The sequence below is a fragment of the Sinomonas sp. T428B genome, assembly GCF_056780155.1.
In genome coordinates, this window is sequence record NZ_JBRAZR010000001.1 from 1,961,522 (window position 1) to 1,978,916 (window position 17,395).

At 68.0% G+C, this 17,395-nt stretch carries 20 protein-coding genes; 10 read left to right on the plus strand and 10 right to left on the minus strand.

Annotation, left to right across the window (positions count from 1 at the left end; translation table 11 throughout):
* Positions 1 to 37 precede the first annotated feature (37 nt).
* Entirely contained in the window at positions 38 to 958 is a 921-nt protein-coding gene (locus tag ACUYMY_RS09030; RefSeq protein ID WP_481703243.1) for a LysR substrate-binding domain-containing protein, read from the plus strand.
* Between the two features lie 376 nt (positions 959 to 1,334).
* Here the strand turns inward: ACUYMY_RS09030 and ACUYMY_RS09035 are convergent, their stop codons facing one another.
* Complete coding sequence (locus ACUYMY_RS09035; protein ID WP_481703244.1) at positions 1,335 to 2,765, minus strand: GntR family transcriptional regulator; 1,431 nt, start codon at positions 2,763 to 2,765, stop codon at positions 1,335 to 1,337.
* Positions 2,766 to 3,089: 324 nt separating this feature from the next.
* Here ACUYMY_RS09035 and ACUYMY_RS09040 point away from each other — a divergent pair, with 324 nt between their 5' ends.
* A complete protein-coding gene (locus ACUYMY_RS09040; protein ID WP_481703245.1) occupies positions 3,090 to 3,302 on the plus strand; it encodes a hypothetical protein in 213 nt (70 codons plus the stop codon).
* Complete coding sequence (locus ACUYMY_RS09045; protein WP_481703246.1) at positions 3,299 to 3,481, plus strand: hypothetical protein; 183 nt, start codon at positions 3,299 to 3,301, stop codon at positions 3,479 to 3,481. The genes ACUYMY_RS09040 and ACUYMY_RS09045 overlap by 4 nt, the downstream gene beginning before the upstream one ends.
* Before the next feature lie 160 nt (positions 3,482 to 3,641).
* Here ACUYMY_RS09045 and ACUYMY_RS09050 read toward each other — a convergent pair whose 3' ends face one another.
* Both ACUYMY_RS09050 and ACUYMY_RS09055 read right to left on the minus strand, forming a co-directional pair.
* Positions 3,642 to 3,821: a hypothetical protein gene (locus ACUYMY_RS09050; RefSeq protein WP_481703247.1), complete on the minus strand. Its 180-nt coding sequence runs from the start codon at positions 3,819 to 3,821 to the stop codon at positions 3,642 to 3,644.
* Positions 3,822 to 4,134: 313 nt separating this feature from the next.
* On the minus strand, positions 4,135 to 5,010 hold the full coding sequence (locus ACUYMY_RS09055) for an FRG domain-containing protein (protein WP_481703248.1): 876 nt from the start codon (positions 5,008 to 5,010) through the stop codon (positions 4,135 to 4,137).
* Between the two features lie 82 nt (positions 5,011 to 5,092).
* Here ACUYMY_RS09055 and ACUYMY_RS09060 point away from each other — a divergent pair, with 82 nt between their 5' ends.
* Positions 5,093 to 5,755, plus strand: coding sequence for a transmembrane-type terpene cyclase (locus ACUYMY_RS09060; RefSeq protein WP_481703249.1), 663 nt, complete (start codon positions 5,093 to 5,095; stop codon positions 5,753 to 5,755).
* 12 nt (positions 5,756 to 5,767) lie between these two features.
* Here ACUYMY_RS09060 and ACUYMY_RS09065 read toward each other — a convergent pair whose 3' ends face one another.
* A complete protein-coding gene (locus ACUYMY_RS09065) occupies positions 5,768 to 6,247 on the minus strand; it encodes a VOC family protein (RefSeq protein ID WP_481703250.1) in 480 nt (159 codons plus the stop codon).
* A 113-nt stretch (positions 6,248 to 6,360) separates the two neighbouring features.
* On the opposite strand from ACUYMY_RS09065, the gene ACUYMY_RS09070 reads away from it, so the two are divergent.
* Positions 6,361 to 6,765 (plus strand): DUF3054 domain-containing protein, encoded by a 405-nt coding sequence (locus tag ACUYMY_RS09070; RefSeq protein ID WP_481703251.1) that lies wholly within the window; start codon positions 6,361 to 6,363, stop codon positions 6,763 to 6,765.
* 37 nt (positions 6,766 to 6,802) lie between these two features.
* Positions 6,803 to 7,081 carry an Lrp/AsnC family transcriptional regulator gene (locus ACUYMY_RS09075; protein ID WP_481703252.1) on the plus strand — a complete coding sequence of 93 codons (279 nt, stop codon included), beginning with the start codon at positions 6,803 to 6,805 and terminating at the stop codon, positions 7,079 to 7,081.
* Between the two features lie 21 nt (positions 7,082 to 7,102).
* Here ACUYMY_RS09075 and trpD read toward each other — a convergent pair whose 3' ends face one another.
* Positions 7,103 to 8,182: an anthranilate phosphoribosyltransferase gene (trpD, locus tag ACUYMY_RS09080; protein WP_481703253.1), complete on the minus strand. Its 1,080-nt coding sequence runs from the start codon at positions 8,180 to 8,182 to the stop codon at positions 7,103 to 7,105.
* 170 nt (positions 8,183 to 8,352) lie between these two features.
* Between trpD and ctaE the strand changes: the two genes are divergently transcribed.
* From ctaE to qcrB, 4 genes are all read left to right on the plus strand, one after another.
* Positions 8,353 to 8,991, plus strand: a complete 639-nt coding sequence (gene ctaE, locus ACUYMY_RS09085; protein WP_481703254.1) for an aa3-type cytochrome oxidase subunit III — start codon at positions 8,353 to 8,355, stop codon at positions 8,989 to 8,991.
* A gap of 70 nt (positions 8,992 to 9,061) precedes the next feature.
* On the plus strand, positions 9,062 to 9,847 hold the full coding sequence (gene qcrC, locus ACUYMY_RS09090) for a cytochrome bc1 complex diheme cytochrome c subunit (protein WP_481703255.1): 786 nt from the start codon (positions 9,062 to 9,064) through the stop codon (positions 9,845 to 9,847).
* Between the two features lie 94 nt (positions 9,848 to 9,941).
* Positions 9,942 to 10,997, plus strand: coding sequence for a cytochrome bc1 complex Rieske iron-sulfur subunit (qcrA, locus tag ACUYMY_RS09095; protein WP_481703256.1), 1,056 nt, complete (start codon positions 9,942 to 9,944; stop codon positions 10,995 to 10,997).
* Positions 10,994 to 12,682, plus strand: coding sequence for a cytochrome bc1 complex cytochrome b subunit (gene qcrB, locus ACUYMY_RS09100; RefSeq protein WP_481703257.1), 1,689 nt, complete (start codon positions 10,994 to 10,996; stop codon positions 12,680 to 12,682). Before qcrA ends, qcrB begins: the two co-directional genes overlap by 4 nt.
* A gap of 91 nt (positions 12,683 to 12,773) precedes the next feature.
* Here qcrB and ACUYMY_RS09105 read toward each other — a convergent pair whose 3' ends face one another.
* The 5 genes from ACUYMY_RS09105 to erpA form a co-directional block, all read right to left on the minus strand.
* Positions 12,774 to 13,508 (minus strand): GntR family transcriptional regulator, encoded by a 735-nt coding sequence (locus ACUYMY_RS09105; protein ID WP_481705019.1) that lies wholly within the window; start codon positions 13,506 to 13,508, stop codon positions 12,774 to 12,776.
* A gap of 256 nt (positions 13,509 to 13,764) precedes the next feature.
* Positions 13,765 to 14,166, minus strand: a complete 402-nt coding sequence (locus ACUYMY_RS09110) for a cytochrome c oxidase subunit 4 (RefSeq protein WP_481703258.1) — start codon at positions 14,164 to 14,166, stop codon at positions 13,765 to 13,767.
* The gene (ctaD, locus tag ACUYMY_RS09115) at positions 14,163 to 15,884 is read right to left on the minus strand and encodes an aa3-type cytochrome oxidase subunit I (protein ID WP_481703259.1); all 1,722 of its coding nucleotides are present in this window, start codon (positions 15,882 to 15,884) and stop codon (positions 14,163 to 14,165) included. Before ctaD ends, ACUYMY_RS09110 begins: the two co-directional genes overlap by 4 nt.
* 6 nt (positions 15,885 to 15,890) lie before the next feature.
* A complete protein-coding gene (gene ctaC / locus ACUYMY_RS09120; RefSeq protein WP_481703260.1) occupies positions 15,891 to 16,748 on the minus strand; it encodes an aa3-type cytochrome oxidase subunit II in 858 nt (285 codons plus the stop codon).
* A gap of 208 nt (positions 16,749 to 16,956) precedes the next feature.
* Positions 16,957 to 17,322, minus strand: coding sequence for an iron-sulfur cluster insertion protein ErpA (gene erpA / locus ACUYMY_RS09125; RefSeq protein ID WP_481703261.1), 366 nt, complete (start codon positions 17,320 to 17,322; stop codon positions 16,957 to 16,959).
* Positions 17,323 to 17,395 lie beyond the last annotated feature (73 nt).

The following is a 17,395-nucleotide window of genomic DNA, read 5'->3' on the forward strand; positions in this document are numbered from 1 at the left end:
GACAATGTGTTGTTTCCCATAACGAAAGAAGCAGGAGATGGATCTCACCGCGATCGATGATTTGGAGTTTTTTGAACAGATCTCCCGCTCGCAGAGCCTTACCGAAGCGGCCAGGAACTGGGGGAAGTCGGTGTCCGCGGTGAGCAAGCGCCTCGCCCGGCTCGAGTCGCGGCTGGGAGTGCCACTGGTCCGGCGGAGCACGCGTCGGCTGACCCTCACCGAAGAGGGGCACCGTTATGCGTCGGGGGCCGCGGCCATCCTGCAGCAGAAAACGGACCTCGAAGAAGCCCTCTCCGCACAGCATGGTGAGCTCAAGGGACGTATCAGCGTGCATTCGAGTCTAGGGATCGGCCGCACGCACATTGCACCGCTGCTGGGAGAGTTCGTGCGGCAGCACCCGCTGATCCAGATAGACCTCCAGCTGTCTCCGCTGCCTCTGAATATCTCGGGTACGAGTTTCGACATCGCCATCCGGGTGGGAGGGCTCACGGATTCACGGCTCAAGGCGAAACTCCTGGCCCGGAACCGAAGGATTGTGTGCGCGGCCCCCAGCTACATCGAGAGCGCCCCGCCGCTTCGGACCATCAGGGACCTGGAACTGCACAACTGCATCGTCCTGCGTGAAAACAACCCCGACTACTCGCTGTGGCGCTTCGGGACGGACGGGCACGAGTACGTCGATGTTCGGGGCAGCATGATCAGCGACGACGGGGACGTGGTGACCAACTGGTGCGTCCAGGGCCTCGGATTGATCATGCGCTCCACATGGCACGTCAATCCGCTGATCCAGCAGGGAGTACTTCAGCATGTCCTCCCGGAGATCGAGACGCCCAGCGCCGATGTATTTGCTCTGTATCCCGCAGTGGATAGGACACCTCGGCGGATCACCTCGGCCCTTGAGCACCTGCAGCAGGGTCTTGCAGCGAGGCTGGGCTCCTCAAGTCGTCCGGCAGCCTGACCAGGACTACTGCCCACTGAGGAGGACGCCGTTACAGGCGCCGGCAGACGATATCCGTCCTGGAGCCGGCCTGCCCCGGCAGAGTTTCTCTGGCAGTGCGTCCATGGCACCCCCTCGTCGCCGCGATCGCGCCGCGACCGTTGCGGCCGTTGCGGCCGTTGGAGCGCGGCGTCCGACCATGCCGCGCCAGCGTCGGGTCCGGCCTTGATGTAACTGGCACAGTTGACGACGGCGCCTCGGGCCTGCAGTTCGATGGTGGCGGGGGAGTAGCCGAGGACTTAGGCAACGATCGCGGCCGCCGATAGGCACGAGGAGTTCGCCGCCTCGCTCCAGGGCAAGGCCCACCGCAAGGCCGTGCAGGCGGCCACCTTGGGGGTCAGCGGGTCGGGGCGATGTGGAGGTGCCAGGGGACGGCGGGGAGGTCGATGGTGCTGCCGCCGTTCGGTTGGGGGGTGAGGATCTCGCCGATGAGGCTGCCGGCGTTGGTGGCGATGACGATGCCGAGCTGGTCGACGATGCAGGAGCCTGGGGGGAGGGCGTCCAGGAGTGGTGCGAAGTCGGTCTGGAGGTGGCTGACGAGGACGTCGGCGGTGGCGGCGCCGGTCATCTTCCCGTCGCGCATGATGCGTTTGCTGAAGCTGATGATGTAGGCGTTGGAGCCGTTGGGGTCAACGTAGGCGTAGCTGCTCTGGACGGCGTGCTCGGTGCCCTCGCGGGGCCACCAGGGGGTGCTGGCGAAGTCGTAGAACTCCAGGTCCATCTCGAGCCGCTGGGGTGTGGTGCGGCCGGGCGGGATGTAGGACCAGATGGTCTCGGCCTGGCCGAAGTAGGCGGCCTCGGTGAAGAAGCCCAGGCCGTAGAGCATGGGGGAGGCCTGGGCGAGGGTGCGGTGGGCGATGTCGTAGACGCCGGTGAGGGCCTCGAGCGAGGCCCCGTCGGTGGAGGCGTCGAGGGCGGCGTGGACGGCGTCCTCGAGGACGTGGATCGACGCGGCGGCGGTGGCCTCGATCTTCTGGGCGAGGGCCTCGATCGCGGCGATCGCGTCGGCCTGCCCGCTGGCCTTGGGCGGGGCCCCGGGCGCGGCGGTGTCCATGGACACGCGCAGGTCGATGAGGCCGTTCATCTCGCGGCGGATGTGGTCCTCGGCCCGGGCGCGGGCCTCTCCTGTGTCGCCGGCGCGGATGGCCTCGACGATCGCGGCGTGCTCCTGGGCGGCCAGGCGGGCGTCGCCGGCGGGGCTGGTCCAGATCAGGGGCCCGACCTCGGCCTGCAGGGCCATGTCCTGCCGGGTGAGCCGGACCGAGCGCGAGGCGGCGGAGAGCTCGGTGTGGAACTTGCTGTCCGCGCGGGCCCGGTCCACGGGCTCGCCGGCCAGGCCGACCATCGCGGCGAGGGAGGCGAGGCGGCTGAGGGAGATCTGCTGGGACCTTCCGGCCGCGGCGGCGGCCGCGGAGCCGGCCAGGACGGCGCGGTACTCGCGGATGTCGCGCAGGTCCTCGAGCGAGTACGCGGCCAGGGTCTCCCGCCGGGCGCGGGCGATGTCCCCGGTGTTGGCCCGGACGAAGCTGCCGCCGCCGCGCCCGCGCCGGGTCTCGACGAGGCCCAGATGGCGCAGCTCGGCCAGGGCCGAGCGCAGGGTCTGGGTCGAGATGCCCATCATCGCGGCGAGGTCGTTCTCGCTCGGCAGCTGCGTGCCGTCCTCGAGGAGCCCCAGCTCGATGGCCTGGCGGAGCCGGCGGCCGGTCTCCTCCCCGCGCACCGCGTTCTCCAGGGGTGCGAAGGCGAGTTGTTCCCTCCAGCTGCTCATGTGCCCGTCCTCCCTTGCGTGTGATCTACCTCATGGTAAACCCTTGACATGTGAACTCACAGGTTTAGAGTTAAAGCAACAGCGGGACGGGATGCAGATCCCGGACCGACCGCCACAGAGCTAGACCGAGGAGGCGGGGGCCATGGTGGATGTCGATGACGTCGTCCAGATGTGGAACCGTTCCGGACACCGGACGCCGAATGACCGCCTGGGCCACCACGCCCAGGCGCCGACCGCGGATCGTCCCGTAGGACCATGCCGGGCCTCGGACGATGGGCCTGCGAACTGCAATGTGCAGTGGGCCCCCGAGTTGGAGGCGGCGTGATGAGCCGGGCCCGCCTGGGGCAGTGCCTAGATCTCGCCCAGTCCCTCGAGGAGGACTCTGGCAACTACCGGATCCTGCGCGAACTGATCTCCGGCCTCAAAGCGGAGCTGGCTGAGCATGACTCGATCGGCAATCACATCCCCGCAATGCATGCGGAGTGGGCGGCAGGCCCGCACCGAGCACCGGGGCTCATCGCAGAGGCCGCAGCATGACCCCCGAGCTGGTGCCTTCGAACATGATGTCGCGCACACATCACGGGCAGACGGAAACTCATTGCCACTGGTGCAAGGGCACCGCGGTCGTCCGGTTCTGGGAGAACGGGGCGGTCAGCTACACCTGCCGCACCCATGCTGTCATCAACGAGACCAAATGGCTGTGGTGGTCGCGGTGACCGCCCACAATCTGACCGCGATTTTCGTACCGACTGGTGCGAACCAGGTTAGGCCAGCGACCTCAATCGTGGCGTAATACTGACGAGTCAGGTGACTCGGGTTGATGTGCTGGCGGGGGAGACGCCGCGCTAGACCCATGCCCCATGGGGGGTGATGTCGTCAGGCTATGGCCGGGATCGGGTGCCACATGGCGTCAGGGGCCATCGAGCGGGACGACAGTGCGATCTCAATGCTGCCGAGCCGGATAGTGACTGGTTCCTCGGTGACGCTGACGTCGTCCAGGTCCAACGTGGCCACTTCTTCGATCTGCTGGCCGAACGGGACGACGACGATCGCCACAGCTCGATCCACGACAGGCAGCTAGCCAGTGTTGTGGACCACTGATGTGCTGAAAACGGGTCGAGACTGCAGTTCTCGCACCAGGTGCTAAGCGCCGATAATCGACATTATGTCAAGTCGTAGTCTGCGGTCTTGTCGATGAATCACGACGCCCCCTTCCCCTGTGCTGCGCGGGTGCTGCGCGAGGCGGCGCTAGCTGCCCAGAGCCATGCGGATCCGTGACCCGACCGTGGGCGCCAACGAACCAGACGTTCAGCGTCGCCGTTCCGATGACGCCCGAGCCGATCGTACGGCCTCAGGAGGCCCAGCCTCATCACGGCGGCCCGGGGACCCTTTCGGGCCCCGACTCGGGCGCATCAGGGTCCGCATGCGGATACAGATCCTCCGGGCGGTTGCCGTAGTACCGCCGCAGCCAGCGGCTGAGGCCGTCGAGGCCGGGAAACAGCACCCGCTCGGTGACGTTCGCCTGATCGAGATGGTTCCGGATGGCCCACTTCAGGCCCTCGGGGATGACAACTTTCCGGCACAGGCCGGGATGTGCCCGGAGCCACTCCCCCAGGGACGCCTCGGCGGAGGTCATGGCCGAGAACACGGCGGACTGGTTCACGATCCTCTCGTCGAGCGACGGGGGCTCGAAGAACAGCGGCAGCGCGGCCCCCTGGGCATCGCGGAACCGGTCGAAGTCCGCCAGGGTCGGTGCCGCCGATTCGAGGATCTCCGTGGTGAACAGCCCGAAGCCCATGGGCTCGATCCTGCTGGCCAATTCCTCGGGCAGCTCCTGGTGCGCGGCCACGTAGTCGACGCACCACACTGCGGCGGGCCGTGAGTAGGCGTCGGGCTTGGCCGTGGCGAAGTGCAGCGCGACGTAGGGCGAGAAGGTCCAGTCGAGCAGGCGGGTCGGGAGCCCGTGGTGCTGCGCGAGGCTCACCCAGTTCCACACCGAGTCCCCGGGCGGCGACTCCTGGTAGGCGTACTTGCGGAAGTTGCGCAGCAGATGGCCCTCGAGCGCCTCCCTCGAGTGCCCGCTGAGCCTCGCCAGGCCAGTCTCGAGCCCCTGGGCCGAGGACGGGAGCCCCCGGTAGGCGACATTCATGCGGAATCTGGCCTCCGATGGCTGCCAGACATCCTGGGTCAGGACGAAGATCAGCTCCTGCAGGTCGCTGACCTCGATCTCGGGGATGTCGCCCATGGGAACTCGTTTCCCGGGCCAAGCCAGGTGAACCAGCGCGCACCCTTGCCCCGCGCGATGCCCGGGCGCGAACCTACACACCATGAACGACGCGATCCCTGTCTATGGCCTCATCCTCGTCAGCGGGATCGCCTGGACCACGGTGTACGTCGAGGCCGTCCGCGTTGGCTTCGCGCAGCGGACCTACGCCATCCCGGTCGCGGCGCTCGCCCTCAACCTCGCATGGGAGTGGCAGTACGCCGTCATCGGCCTCAGCGGGACGCCGGGCCTGCAGACGTACGTGAATCTGCTCTGGGGCGCTGCCGACGTCGTGATCCTGTACACATTCCTCAGGTTCGGGTACGCGGAGTTCTCGGCGAGGTTCAGCCGCGGCGAATTCCTCGCGGGCACCGCCGGGCTGCTGGCCGCCGCCGTGGCTGTCCAGATCCTGTTCCTCGCCGAGTTCGGCGACCGCCAGGGCGCGGTCTACTCGGCGTTCCTGCAGAACCTGCTCATGTCCGGCCTCTTCATCGCGATGTTCATCGCCCGCCGCGGAGCACGCGGACAGTCGCTCACGATCGCCGTGGCAAAGTGGGTCGGCACCCTCGCGCCGACGATCCAGTGGGGCCTGCTGGACTTCTCCCCCTTCGTCCTCGGCGTCGGGCTGCTCTGCTCCGCGCTGGACCTCGCCTACGTCTGGCTGCTCGTCCGCGAACGGCGCCGCGGGGCGCCCCGGGCACCGGCTGCCGAGGCCCGCACGGCGTGACAGCCCCGGCGGTCAGGGTGCGGCGTCGGCCGCAGCCTCGAGGTCGGCGACCACGATCCGGCGCATCTGCAGCATCGCTCCCAGAGCCCGCTGCGCGCGCCCGGGGTCAGGATCCTTGAGCAGCTCTGTGAGCCGGCTCGGGATGATCTGCCACGAGAACCCGAAGCGGTCCTTGAGCCAGCCGCACATGCTCTCCGCGCCGCCGTCGGCCGTGAGCGCGTTCCAGTAGTAGTCGACCTCCTCCTGGCCCTCGCAGTGGACCTGGATCGAGACGGCCTCGTCGAAGGTGAATTCCGGTCCCCCGTTCAGGGCGACGAACGGCCTCCCGTCGAGCTCGAAGGACGCCGTGATGACCGTCCCGGCCGGGCGCGGCCCTCCCTCGCCGTAGCGGTCGACGGACGTGACCTTCGAGTTCGGGAAGATCCCGGCATAGTACTCCGCGGCCTCCTCGGCCTGGTCGTCGAACCATAGGCACGTGGTCATCGCTGGCATCGCTGCTCCTGGCTGATCGAGGGTGCTCTGATCTGGGCATTCTTCCGCGCCCCGCCCCGCCGTGGGAAGAACGCACGACGCCGTGCCCGGGCCTGCCGCCGTAGGCTGGGGGGATGCATTCCTCGCCATCCCCAGGCTCACCCGCCCTCGCGCTCGCGGCGGCGGCCGACATCGCCGTCGTGCTCGTCTTCGCGGCCGTTGGCCGCGGCTTCCACGCCGTCGGGAACCCCGTCCTCGGTGTCCTCGCGACCGCATGGCCCTTCCTTGTGGGCCTCGCCGTCGCATGGGCTGCCGTCAGGGCCTGGCGCCGCCCGCTGGCGCTCTGGCCCACCGGGGTCGCCGCGTGGGCCGGCGTCTGGGCGATCGGCATGCTGCTGCGCGCTGTCACCGGAGCGGGGACTGCCGTGCCGTTCCTCGTCGTCGCCCTCGTGACGCTCGGCCTGGGGCTGCTCGGCTGGCGGGCCGTCGCCCTCGCGGCGCGACGCCTCTCGTCCCGCGCAGCCCGGAGCCGCGGCTAGCAGCAGGGGCCGCACCCCGGCCCAGTAGGCTGGGACCATGATCACGGCATTCGTCTTCATCCAGACCGACACGGCGCAGATCCCGGAGGTCGCCGAGAAGATCTCGGCGATCCCGGGCATCAGCGAGGTCTACTCCGTCACAGGCGAGTGGGACCTCATTGCCATCGCGCGCGTGCGCGAGCACGAGGAGCTCGCCGACGTCGTCGCGGACCGCCTCTCCAAAGTGGACGGGGTCGTGGAGACGACGACGCACATCGCCTTCCGCGCGTACTCGCGGCACGATCTGGAGGCCGCGTTCTCGCTCGGCCTGTCATAGGCCGGCCGCGCCCCGGCCCGGCTACGAGCGGCTGAAGTCCACCCAGGCCTGGAGCGTCCGGGCGGCCTGGCCCGAGTCGATCGCGTGCTCGGCGCGCCGCTTGGCGTCCGCGAGCCGGTCGAGGAGGGGACCCTCGGCGGCGGTGTCGTAGGCCGTCAGCCCTGCCGCGGCGTTGAGCACGACCGCGTCGCGCACCGGGCCGGTTTCCCCGGCGAGGACGCGGCGGACGACGTCGGCATTGTGCACGGCGTCGCCGCCGCGGAGCGCCTCGAGCGGCGCTCGGCCGATGCCGAGGTCGGCGGGATCGAGCACGGACTCCGTGACCTTCCCGTCCCGGACCTCCCAGATCCTCGACGTCGTCGTGATCGTCAGCTCGTCGAGCCCGTCGTCGCCGCGGAACACGAGACCGCGGCTGCCGCGGTCGGCGAGCACACCGGCGATGAGCGGCGCCATGCGCGCGTCCGCGGCACCCACGGCCGAGGCCTGCACGCGCGCGGGGTTGGTCAGAGGCCCGAGGATGTTGAAGATCGTCGGGATCGCGAGCTGCTTCCGCGGGACGGCCGTGTACCTGAAGGACGGGTGGAACACCTGGGCGAAGCAGAAGGTGATGCCGCACGACTCGGCCGCGGCGGCCACGCGCTCGACGCTCATGTCGAGGCGCACCCCGAGCTCCTCGAGCACGTCGGCGGATCCGGACGACGACGACGCGGCACGGTTGCCGTGCTTGACCACGCGCGCCCCGGCCCCGGCGACGACGAGGGCCGCGGTGCTCGAGATGTTCACGGTGTTCTGCTGGTCTCCACCCGTGCCGACGATGTCGAGCTTCTCTCCCGAGATCGTGATCGGCGTCGCGCGCGCCACCATGCCCCTGACGAGGCCGGCCAGCTCGTCGACCGTCTCCCCCTTGGCCCGGAGCCCGACGAGGAAGCCAGCGATCTGCGCCTCGGTCGCCTCGCCGGACATGATCGTGTCCATGGCCCACTCCGTCTGGGCCTGCGAGAGGTCGCCGCCCGCCACGAGCGTGCCGATGAGCGAGCGCCATGTGGGCTGGGTTTCGGGAATCACCGGTTTCGCAGTGGGTGCTGTGGAGTCCGTGGTCACGCCTCCGATGCTATCGACGTCCGGCCCGGCCGCGTAATGTGATCGACCCGACGGCCCGCTTCTGACGCGGAACCCCGCCGATCCGCGGAATTTCGAGGGTTTGTAGAAAAAGTTCCGTCAGGGGGCGGTTCGCGTTGGGCGAACCCGACGTTTGCAGACATAATGTCCTTGTGACGACAGCGACTCATGCCCCCACGACCCCGGCACATCCCACGCTGAATCGCCCCAACATGGTCTCGGTCGGGACCGTGGTGTGGCTGTCCAGCGAGCTGATGTTCTTTGCCGGCCTCTTCGCCATGTACTTCTCCCTGCGTGCCGCCTCCGGCGAGATGTGGGCCGAGGAGACGGCCAAGCTCAACTTCCCCTTCGCCCTCGTGAACACGATCGTCCTCGTGGCGAGCTCGTTCACCTGCCAGATGGGCGTCTTTGCCGCCGAGCGCCTGCAGCCCCGCCGTGTGGGCGGCGTCTTCGCGTTCGGCCGCTGGGGCATGATCGAGTGGTTCCTGCTCACGTTCCTCATGGGCTCCTTCTTCGTCGCCGGCCAGGCCACCGAGTACGCGATGCTCGTCAGCGAGCACGTCTCGCTGTCCTCGAACGCCTACGGCTCCGCCTTCTACATGACGACCGGCTTCCACGGCCTGCACGTCATCGGCGGCCTCGTCGCCTTCCTCTTCATCATCGGCCGCGCCTACGCGGCCAAGCGCTTCGGGCACTTCGAAGCCACCTCGGCCATCGTCACGTCGTACTACTGGCACTTTGTCGACGTCGTGTGGATCGGCCTCTTCCTGGTCATCTACGTCCTGAAGTAGCACCGGAAGCACCGCAGCAGATCTCGGGCCGCGCCCTTGGCCGCGGCAGGAAACGGATAGGAACGATTTAGTGAAGGCACTCTCGCAGAAGCGGCGTCACCCGCTGGCAGTCCTGGCGCTGCTGGTCATGGGCCTGCTGCTGACCGGCGGACTCTACGCAGTGGCCAGCTCGGCCAACCAGGCGAAGGCGGACACGACCTACACGGCGAGCGACATCAGCGAGGGCGAGAAGCTCTTCGTGGCGAACTGCGCGACCTGCCACGGCATGGGCGGCGCAGGCTCGGACTCCGGCCCCTCGCTCATCGGCGTCGGCGCAGCCGCGGTTGACTTCCAGGTCGGCACGGGCCGCATGCCCATGCAGATGCAGGGCCCGCAGGCCTACAAGAAGCCGGTCCAGTTCAACGAGGAGCAGACCAAGCAGCTCTCGGCCTACGTCGCATCGCTCGGCGCCGGCCCCGCTCTCCCCGACGAGAGCATGCTCGACGGCAAGGGCGACGCGACGCACGGCGGCGAGCTGTTCCGGGTGAACTGCGCCATGTGCCACAACGCCGCCGCTGCCGGCGGTGCCCTGACCCGAGGCAAGTTCGCCCCGTCGCTCGCGGGCGTCACGGAGAAGCACATCTACGAGGCCATGGCGACCGGTCCGCAGAACATGCCGGTGTTCAGCGACGCGAACATCTCCCCCGAGGGCAAGCGTGACATCATCACGTTCCTCAAGACCATCGAGACGCAGGGCTCCCCCGGCGGCGCCGACCTCGGCGCGCTCGGCCCGGTCTCCGAAGGCCTGTTCGTGTGGGTCGCCGGCCTCGGCGTCATCATCGGCTTCACGATCTGGCTGACCTCGCGCAGCTCCTGAGGCTGCCGCCCAGCACTGTTTCAGCCGCCCGCTCGGCGGCAAGGATTTGAATACCGTCCCGGTTGCACCGGGGCCAGGAAGGATGAGGGGAAATATGGGCAACCATAGTGACGGAGCCTCCCAGCACGGGGGCGCCGTAGCTACGGCTGGTCAGACAGAGCAGGCGTTCGCGGACCCGGGTCTCCCACCGCATCGCCCCCGTCTGGCTGACCTCGACCCCCGGGCTGCGAAGCGCGCTGAGCGCCAGGTCACGGCGCTGTTCATCATCTCGGTGATCGGCACTGTCGTGTTCCTCGTCGCGTACTTCGCGATCGACCTCGGGCACGACTCCGACATCGCGACGATCCGCTGGCAGAACCTCCTGCTCGGCCTCGGGACCGCCTTCGCGATGCTCGGCATCGGGACGGGCATCGTGCACTGGGCCAAGGTCCTCATGCCGGACCACGAGGTCTCGGAGGCGCGGCACGCGATCCGCACGGACGAGGACCGCGAGGCAGCGGTCAAGATCGTCGATGACATCGTCGAGGAGACCGGCATCAAGCGCCGTCCCCTCATCCGCAACACCCTGATCGGCGCGATGGCGCTCGCCCCGCTCCCCGCCCTCGCGGTGTTCGGCGACCTGGGCCCGCGCCCGGACCAGAAGCTGCGCCACACCATGTGGGCCCCGGACGAGGCAACGGGCCAGAAGGTCCGCCTCACCCGCGACCCCGACGGCACGCCCATCAAGGCCTCCGAGGTCACGATCGGCTCGGCGTTCCACGTCATCCCCGAGGGGCTCAACGAGCTCCACGAGGGCAAGCTCAATGAGAAGGCCAAGGCCGTCGTCCTTCTCATGCGCCTCAACCCGGCTGACCTCAACATCACCCCCGGGCGTGAGAGCTGGAGCTACAACGGCATCGTCGCCTACTCGAAGATCTGCACGCACGTCGGCTGCCCCGTGGCGCTCTACGAGCAGCAGACGCACCACCTGCTGTGCCCGTGCCACCAGTCGACCTTCGACCTGACGAACGAGTGCGCGGTCATCTTCGGGCCTGCGAGCCGGCCGCTGCCGCAGCTCCCCATCGAGGTCGACGCCGAGGGCTACCTCGTCGCCTCCTCGGACTTCCACGAACCTGTTGGACCTAGCTACTGGGAGCGTGAGTACTCGTGAGCGGCGCTACCGCCTCCTCCTACCAGCCGCCGACCAAGGTCGGACGCATCGCCGATTTCGTCGACCAGCGCACGGGCGCGTCCCCGATCCTGCGCGAATTCGGCCGCAAGATCTTCCCGGACCACTGGTCGTTCATGTTCGGCGAGGTCGCGCTCTACAGCTTCGTGATCCTGCTGCTGTCGGGCACCTTCCTCACCTTCTTCTTCGACCCCTCGATGGCGGAGACCCACTACGAGGGCGCCTACGTGCCGCTGCGCGGCATGGAGATGTCCGTCGCGTACCAGTCCTCGCTCGACATCTCGTTCGAGGTCCGCGGCGGCCTGTTCATGCGACAGGTCCACCACTGGGCGGCCCTGCTCTTCGTGGCCTCCCTGAGCGTGCACATGCTCCGCGTGTTCTTCACCGGCGCGTTCCGCAAGCCGCGTGAGATCAACTGGGTCATCGGCGGCGTGCTGCTCATCCTCGCGATGGCGGCGGGCTTCACCGGCTACTCCCTCCCGGACGACCTGCTCTCGGGCAACGGCCTTCGCATCATCGACGGCGTGATCAAGTCGATCCCGCTCATCGGCACCTGGATCTCGTTCTTCCTCTTCGGCGGCGAGTTCCCGGGCACCGCGATCATCGGCCGCCTGTACGTGCTGCACATCCTGCTCGTCCCGGCGCTGATCCTCCTGCTGCTCGTCCTGCACCTGTTCTTCGTGGTCCTCCACAAGCACACGCAGTACCCCGGCCCGGGGCGCAACGACGGCAACGTCGTGGGCTACCCCCTCGGCCCGGTCTACGCGGCCAAGGCCGGCGGCTTCTTCTTCATCGTCTTCGGCGTCATCGCGCTCATGGCCGCGGCGTTCACGATCAACCCGATCTGGAACTACGGCCCGTACGACCCCTCCCCCGTCTCGGCAGGCACCCAGCCTGACTGGTACATCGGCTGGGTCGACGGCGCGCTCCGCCTCATGCCGGGCGTGCTCGGCGCGGTGGACGGCTACCGCCAGCACTTCGAGTTCGTGATCTTCGGCCAGACGCTCACGCTCAACGTGCTCCTCCCGGCCCTCATCCCGGCGGGCATCGTCTTCACGGTGCTCTTCACCTACCCGTGGATCGAGCGCTGGATCACGAAGGACGACCGCGAGCACCACGTCCTGGACCGCCCGCGCAACGCCCCGACCCGCACCGCGATCGGCATGGCCGGCTTCACGTTCTACTGCGTGATGTGGGCCGCGGCGAGCTCGGACCTCATCGCGACGCACTTCCACGTCTCTCTCAACGACGTGACGTACTGGCTGCGCACGCTGTTCTTCCTCGGCCCGATCATCGCGTTCGTCGTGACCAAGCGCGTGGCCCTCGGGCTCCAGCGCAAGGACCGCGAGATCGCGCTCCACGGCCGCGAGACCGGCCGCATCGTGCGCCTGCCGCACGGCGAGTTCATCGAGGTGCACGCCCCGCTCGACGAGTACAAGCGCTACCGCCTCGTCTCGTTCGAGTCGCCGGCGATCCTGCCGGCACAGCCGAACGCGAGGGGCGTCGTCGACCGCAAGGAGCGTCGCCGCGCGAAGCTCTCGCGGTGGTTCTTCGAGGACCGCGTCGCCCCCGTGACGGTCGCGGAGCTCGAGGCGGCACACGCCCACGGGCACCACGAGGCCATCGCCGCCCACGAGGACGAGACCGCCAAGAGCCTGGGCCACTGACGCCCGGCAGCCTGGCCACAGGGAAGGCCCCGCAGCTCCAGCTGCGGGGCCTTTTCCGTACCCTGCTCCAGCGGCCGCCTGCGGGCTCCTGTCAGCGCGGGAAGCGCTTCGTCGAGTAACTGCGCGGCGCCCGGATTCCGGGCCGCTGGAGGGGCACCCAGAGCTTGTAGCGGTCAGCCCTGTAGTACGAGACCGAATAGTCGACGATCGACTTGGACACGTAGGCGTGCCGCTGGATCTTGAGCAGGGGCGAGCCCATCTCGACGTTGAGGAGGCGAGCCGTCGAAGGCGAGGCCGCCGTCGCCTCGATCGTGTCCTCGCCCCATTCCATGACGAGCCCGTACGTCTCGCTGAGCACCTGGTACAGGGACGTCGGCGGCGGACCATCCAGGATGCCCGGGACTCGGTGGGCCACGATGTAGTTCTCGTCGACGCTCATGGGCTCCTTGTCGGCGAGCAGGAGCCGCCGGAACCGCACCACGGGAGTGCCCTCGTCGACCTGCAGCTCGCGGGCCAGGTACGCGGACGCGCCGATCTGCTCGAAGCTCAGGACCCGTGCGTCCGGCACCATGCCGCGCCGCTGCATCTCCTCGCTGTAGGACGTGAGCTTCATCTGAAGGTCGAGCTTCGGCCGGCTCACGAACGTGCCCAGGCCCACGATGCGGTCCAGGACGCCCTCGGCGACCAGGGCGTCGATGGCCTGGCGCACGGTCATCCTGGCGACGCCGAAGCGCAGCGAGAGCTCGCGCTCGGACGGAAGGGGCGCGCCTGGTGCGAGCTTCGTGACGATGTGCGAGCGGAGGATCTCCCTCAGCTGGATGTACATGGCGGTCTTCGAGGAGCGGTCGAGCTCCCCGTCGATGGCCTCCGCGTTCTCCACAGCGCTCCTTGCCGGTGGGCGGGCGGCGTGCAGCCGGTCCGCGCGGGTTGGTGATGGTTCCGGATCAATCGTGACACACCCATGCCCTTCTCCCATCGCCGCCCCAACGGGCCCGCAACTGCACACGAAAAAGGGGCTGGGGCCGGCATCCGTGACGGATGCCGGCCCCAGCCCCAGGGGTGCCCCTGACGGGGCCATGCCCTTAGTGGGCGTGGTCGCCGCGGCTGTACTCGAAGACCCAGCCGACGAGGGCGACGAGGGCGATCCCAGCGCCGATGAAGAGGATCCACCAGCCCATGGCCAGGCCCAGGAAGCCGGTCGCGCACGAGATGCCGAGGACGAGCGGCCACCAGCTCCAGGGGCTGAAGTGGCCCTGCTCGCCGGCGCCCTCGTGGATCTCGGCGTCCTCGCGGTCCTCGGGACGCATGCCCACGCGCTTGGCGGTCACGCCGAGGTAGCTGCCGATCATGGCCGCGAGGCCGCCGACGAGGAGCATCCCGAGGATGCCGACCCACTCGCTCCAGTTGGTCATGAAGCCGTAGACGACGGCGACGGGGACGAAGAAGAAGATGCCCGTGCCGAAGAGCCAGGTCTCGATTTTCACTTGGACGCGTCCTTCCGGGGTGCGGTCACGGCAGCAGCGGTCCCGGCGTGCTGGATCGCACCGGCCATGGACAGCTCAGGGTGGTGCAGGTCGAGCGCCGGGCGCTCCGAGCGGATGCGCGGGAGCGAGGTGAAGTTGTGCCGCGGCGGCGGGCACGACGTGGCCCACTCGAGCGAGGCGCCGAAGCCCCACGGGTCGTCCACGGTGACCTTCTTGGCACTGCGGGCAGTGATGTACACGTTCCAGAAGAACGGGATGAGCGAGGCGCCGAGCACGAACGAGGAGACCGTGGAGAACTGGTTCATCCAGGTGAACTGGTCCTCGACGAGGTAGTCCGCGTAGCGGCGCGGCATGCCCATGACGCCGAGCCAGTGCTGGATGAGGAACGTGCCGTGGAAGCCGAGCAGGAGGAGCCAGAAGTGGATCTTGCCGAGCCGCTCGTTGAGCATGCGGCCCGTCCACTTCGGCCACCAGAAGTAGAAGCCGGCGAACATGGCGAAGACGACCGTGCCGAAGACGACGTAGTGGAAGTGCGCCACGACGAAGTAGGAGTCGGACACATGGAAGTCCAGCGGCGGCGAGGACAGGATGATGCCGGTGAGGCCGCCGAAGAGGAACGTGATGAGGAAGCCAATGCTCCAGAGCATGGGCGTCTCGAACGTGAGCGAGCCGCGCCACATCGTGCCGATCCAGTTGAAGAACTTCACGCCGGTCGGGACCGCGATGAGCATCGTCATGAAGGCGAAGAACGGCAGCAGGACGGCGCCCGTCACGTACATGTGGTGTGCCCACACCGTCACAGAGAGCGCGGCGATGGCGATGGTCGCGAAGACGAGCCCCTTGTACCCGAAGATCGGCTTCCGGCTGAACACCGGGAAGATCTCGGAGACGATGCCGAAGAACGGCAGGGCGATGATGTACACCTCGGGGTGGCCGAAGAACCAGAAGAGGTGCTGCCACAGGACGGCTCCGCCGTTCTCCGGGTCGAAGACGTGAGCGCCGAAGCGGCGGTCGGCGCCGAGGCCGAAGAGGGCTGCCGCGAGCGGCGGGAAGGCCATGAGCACGAGGATCGACGTGATGAGCGCGTTCCAGGTGAAGATCGGCATGCGCCACATGGTCATGCCCGGGGCGCGCATGCAGATGATCGTCGTGATGAAGTTGACGCCGCCGAGGATCGTGCCGAAGCCCGACAGGGCAAGGCCGAAGACCCAGAGGTCACCGCCCACGCCCGGCGTGAACGTCGTGTTGGACAGCGGGGCGTACGCGAACCAGCCGAAGGAGGCCGCACCCTGCGGGGTGATGAAGCCAGCCGTCGCGATGGTCGAGCCGAAGAGGAAGAACCAGAACGCCAGTGCATTCAGGCGCGGGAAGGCGACGTCGGGCGCGCCGATCTGCAGCGGCATGATCACGTTCGTGAAGCCCGCGAAGAGCGGCGTCGCGAACATGAGCAGCATCACGGTGCCGTGCATCGTGAAGAGCTGGTTGTACTGCTCCTTGGTCTGCAGGATCTGCATGCCGGGCTCGAAGAGCTCGGCGCGGATCAGCAGGGCCATGACGCCACCGAGGCAGAAGAAGACGAACGAGGCGATCAGGTACATGTACCCGATGGTCTTGTGGTCCGTGGAGGTGATCCAGTTGACGACGATGCGCCCCTTGGACTTCGGCACCACCGGCGCGCTCAGCGCGCCGGCCGAAGGCGACTGTGTATAGGTAGCCATGGTCCCTTACTTCTCGTTCAGGTTCGGGTTGCGGTCGTACTTCTCGTCCAGCAGGCCCTTGTCGAGGCCGGCGAGGTGGGCCTGGAACTCGGCCTCGGAGACAACCTTGACGCGGAAGAGCATCTCGGAGTGGTACTCGCCGCAGAGCTCGGCGCACTTGCCCTCGTAGACGCCTTCCTTCTGCGGGGTGAAGTACATGTAGTTGGGCTTGCCCGGGATCATGTCCCGCTTCTGCAGGAAGGCCGGGACCCAGAAGGAGTGGATGACGTCGCGCGAGGTGAGCTCGACCGTGACGCTCTTGTTGACCGGGAGGTAGAGGGTCGGGAGCTGCTCGAGGTCGTACGCCTCGCCGGTGAGGTGTGCCTGGACACCGCCCTCGTGGACGTCCTCGCGGACAATGCCGCCCCGAACGTAGTTGAAGTCCCAGGACCACTGCTTGCCGACGACGTTGATCGTCACGTCCGGGTTCGCGTTGGGGTTGTCGACAGCGCGCTGGTCGCGGTCCGTGAAGTAGAAGAACACGACGACGAGGAACAGCGGGATCGCCGTGTAGAAGATCTCCAGCGGGAGGTTGTAGCTGATCTGGCGCGGGAAGCCCTTCGCACCCTTGCGGCGGCGGTATGCGACGACGCACCACAGCATGAGGCCCCACGTGATCACGCCGACGATCATGGCCGCGATCCAGGAATTGACCCAGAGGTCGGTCAGGATGCCCGTATTGCTGGTCGTGTCCCTCTCAGTCGGCAGCCAGCCTCGCTGTACCTCCGGTGAACATCCAGACAGAGCGAGCGCACCGGCCGCGGCGACTGCCGAGACCGTGATGATTCGAGTGCGCTGGCTGCTGGTTCGGTTCTGCGACCTCACAGACGGCCCTTCCTCTTGGTGCTTTCCTCGGCGCCCGCACGGCATGGCTGTCGCGCAGAGTGTCGGGAGACATAGTTTTACTACTCGGTGTAGAGCTTACCGCTATCCCCGGCGAATCGCCCACATGTCCCCCGCACGCGTCGGCCGTGCCCCCGGCGGGACCCAGCGGGTCCCACGGAGGCACGGCCGGAAGGGGGTGCGGGGAGGCTCAGTGGAAGGAGTCGCCGCACGCGCAGGAGCCCTGCGCGTTGGGGTTGTCGATCGTGAAGCCCTGCTTCGAGATCGTGTCCTCGAAGTCGATCGTGGCGCCCGCGAGGTACGGCACGCTCATCTTGTCGACGACGACCTCGACACCGTCGAAGTCGCGCACGGCGTCACCATCGAGGATCCGCTCGTCGAAGTACAGCTGGTAGATCAGGCCGGAGCAGCCGCCCGGCTGGACGGAGACGCGCAGGCGCAGGTCCGTGCGGCCCTCCTGCTCGAGGAGGCTGCGGACCTTGCCCGCGGCCACCTCGGTGAGCGTCACCTCGTGGGAGGCCAGGGCCTCTGCGGACTCGTTGGTTGCAGTGCTCATTCTCTACCTCTCTCCATGGCCGCCGCCTCGGGGACGCCGACGGCCTTCTGGGCCTTCCATCCATGCTACGACT

Coding starts and splice junctions, on each gene's coding strand:
- ACUYMY_RS09030 (WP_481703243.1), top strand. CDS start 38: ATGGATCTCACCGCGATCGATGATTTGGAGTTTTTTGAACAGATCTCC.
- ACUYMY_RS09035 (WP_481703244.1), bottom strand. CDS start 2,765: ATGAGCAGCTGGAGGGAACAACTCGCCTTCGCACCCCTGGAGAACGCG.
- ACUYMY_RS09040 (WP_481703245.1), top strand. CDS start 3,090: ATGAGCCGGGCCCGCCTGGGGCAGTGCCTAGATCTCGCCCAGTCCCTC.
- ACUYMY_RS09045 (WP_481703246.1), top strand. CDS start 3,299: ATGACCCCCGAGCTGGTGCCTTCGAACATGATGTCGCGCACACATCAC.
- ACUYMY_RS09055 (WP_481703248.1), bottom strand. CDS start 5,010: ATGGGCGACATCCCCGAGATCGAGGTCAGCGACCTGCAGGAGCTGATC.
- ACUYMY_RS09060 (WP_481703249.1), top strand. CDS start 5,093: ATGAACGACGCGATCCCTGTCTATGGCCTCATCCTCGTCAGCGGGATC.
- ACUYMY_RS09065 (WP_481703250.1), bottom strand. CDS start 6,247: ATGCCAGCGATGACCACGTGCCTATGGTTCGACGACCAGGCCGAGGAG.
- ACUYMY_RS09070 (WP_481703251.1), top strand. CDS start 6,361: ATGCATTCCTCGCCATCCCCAGGCTCACCCGCCCTCGCGCTCGCGGCG.
- ACUYMY_RS09075 (WP_481703252.1), top strand. CDS start 6,803: ATGATCACGGCATTCGTCTTCATCCAGACCGACACGGCGCAGATCCCG.
- qcrA (WP_481703256.1), top strand. CDS start 9,942: ATGGGCAACCATAGTGACGGAGCCTCCCAGCACGGGGGCGCCGTAGCT.
- ACUYMY_RS09105 (WP_481705019.1), bottom strand. CDS start 13,508: ATGTACATCCAGCTGAGGGAGATCCTCCGCTCGCACATCGTCACGAAG.
- ctaD (WP_481703259.1), bottom strand. CDS start 15,884: ATGGCTACCTATACACAGTCGCCTTCGGCCGGCGCGCTGAGCGCGCCG.
- erpA (WP_481703261.1), bottom strand. CDS start 17,322: ATGAGCACTGCAACCAACGAGTCCGCAGAGGCCCTGGCCTCCCACGAG.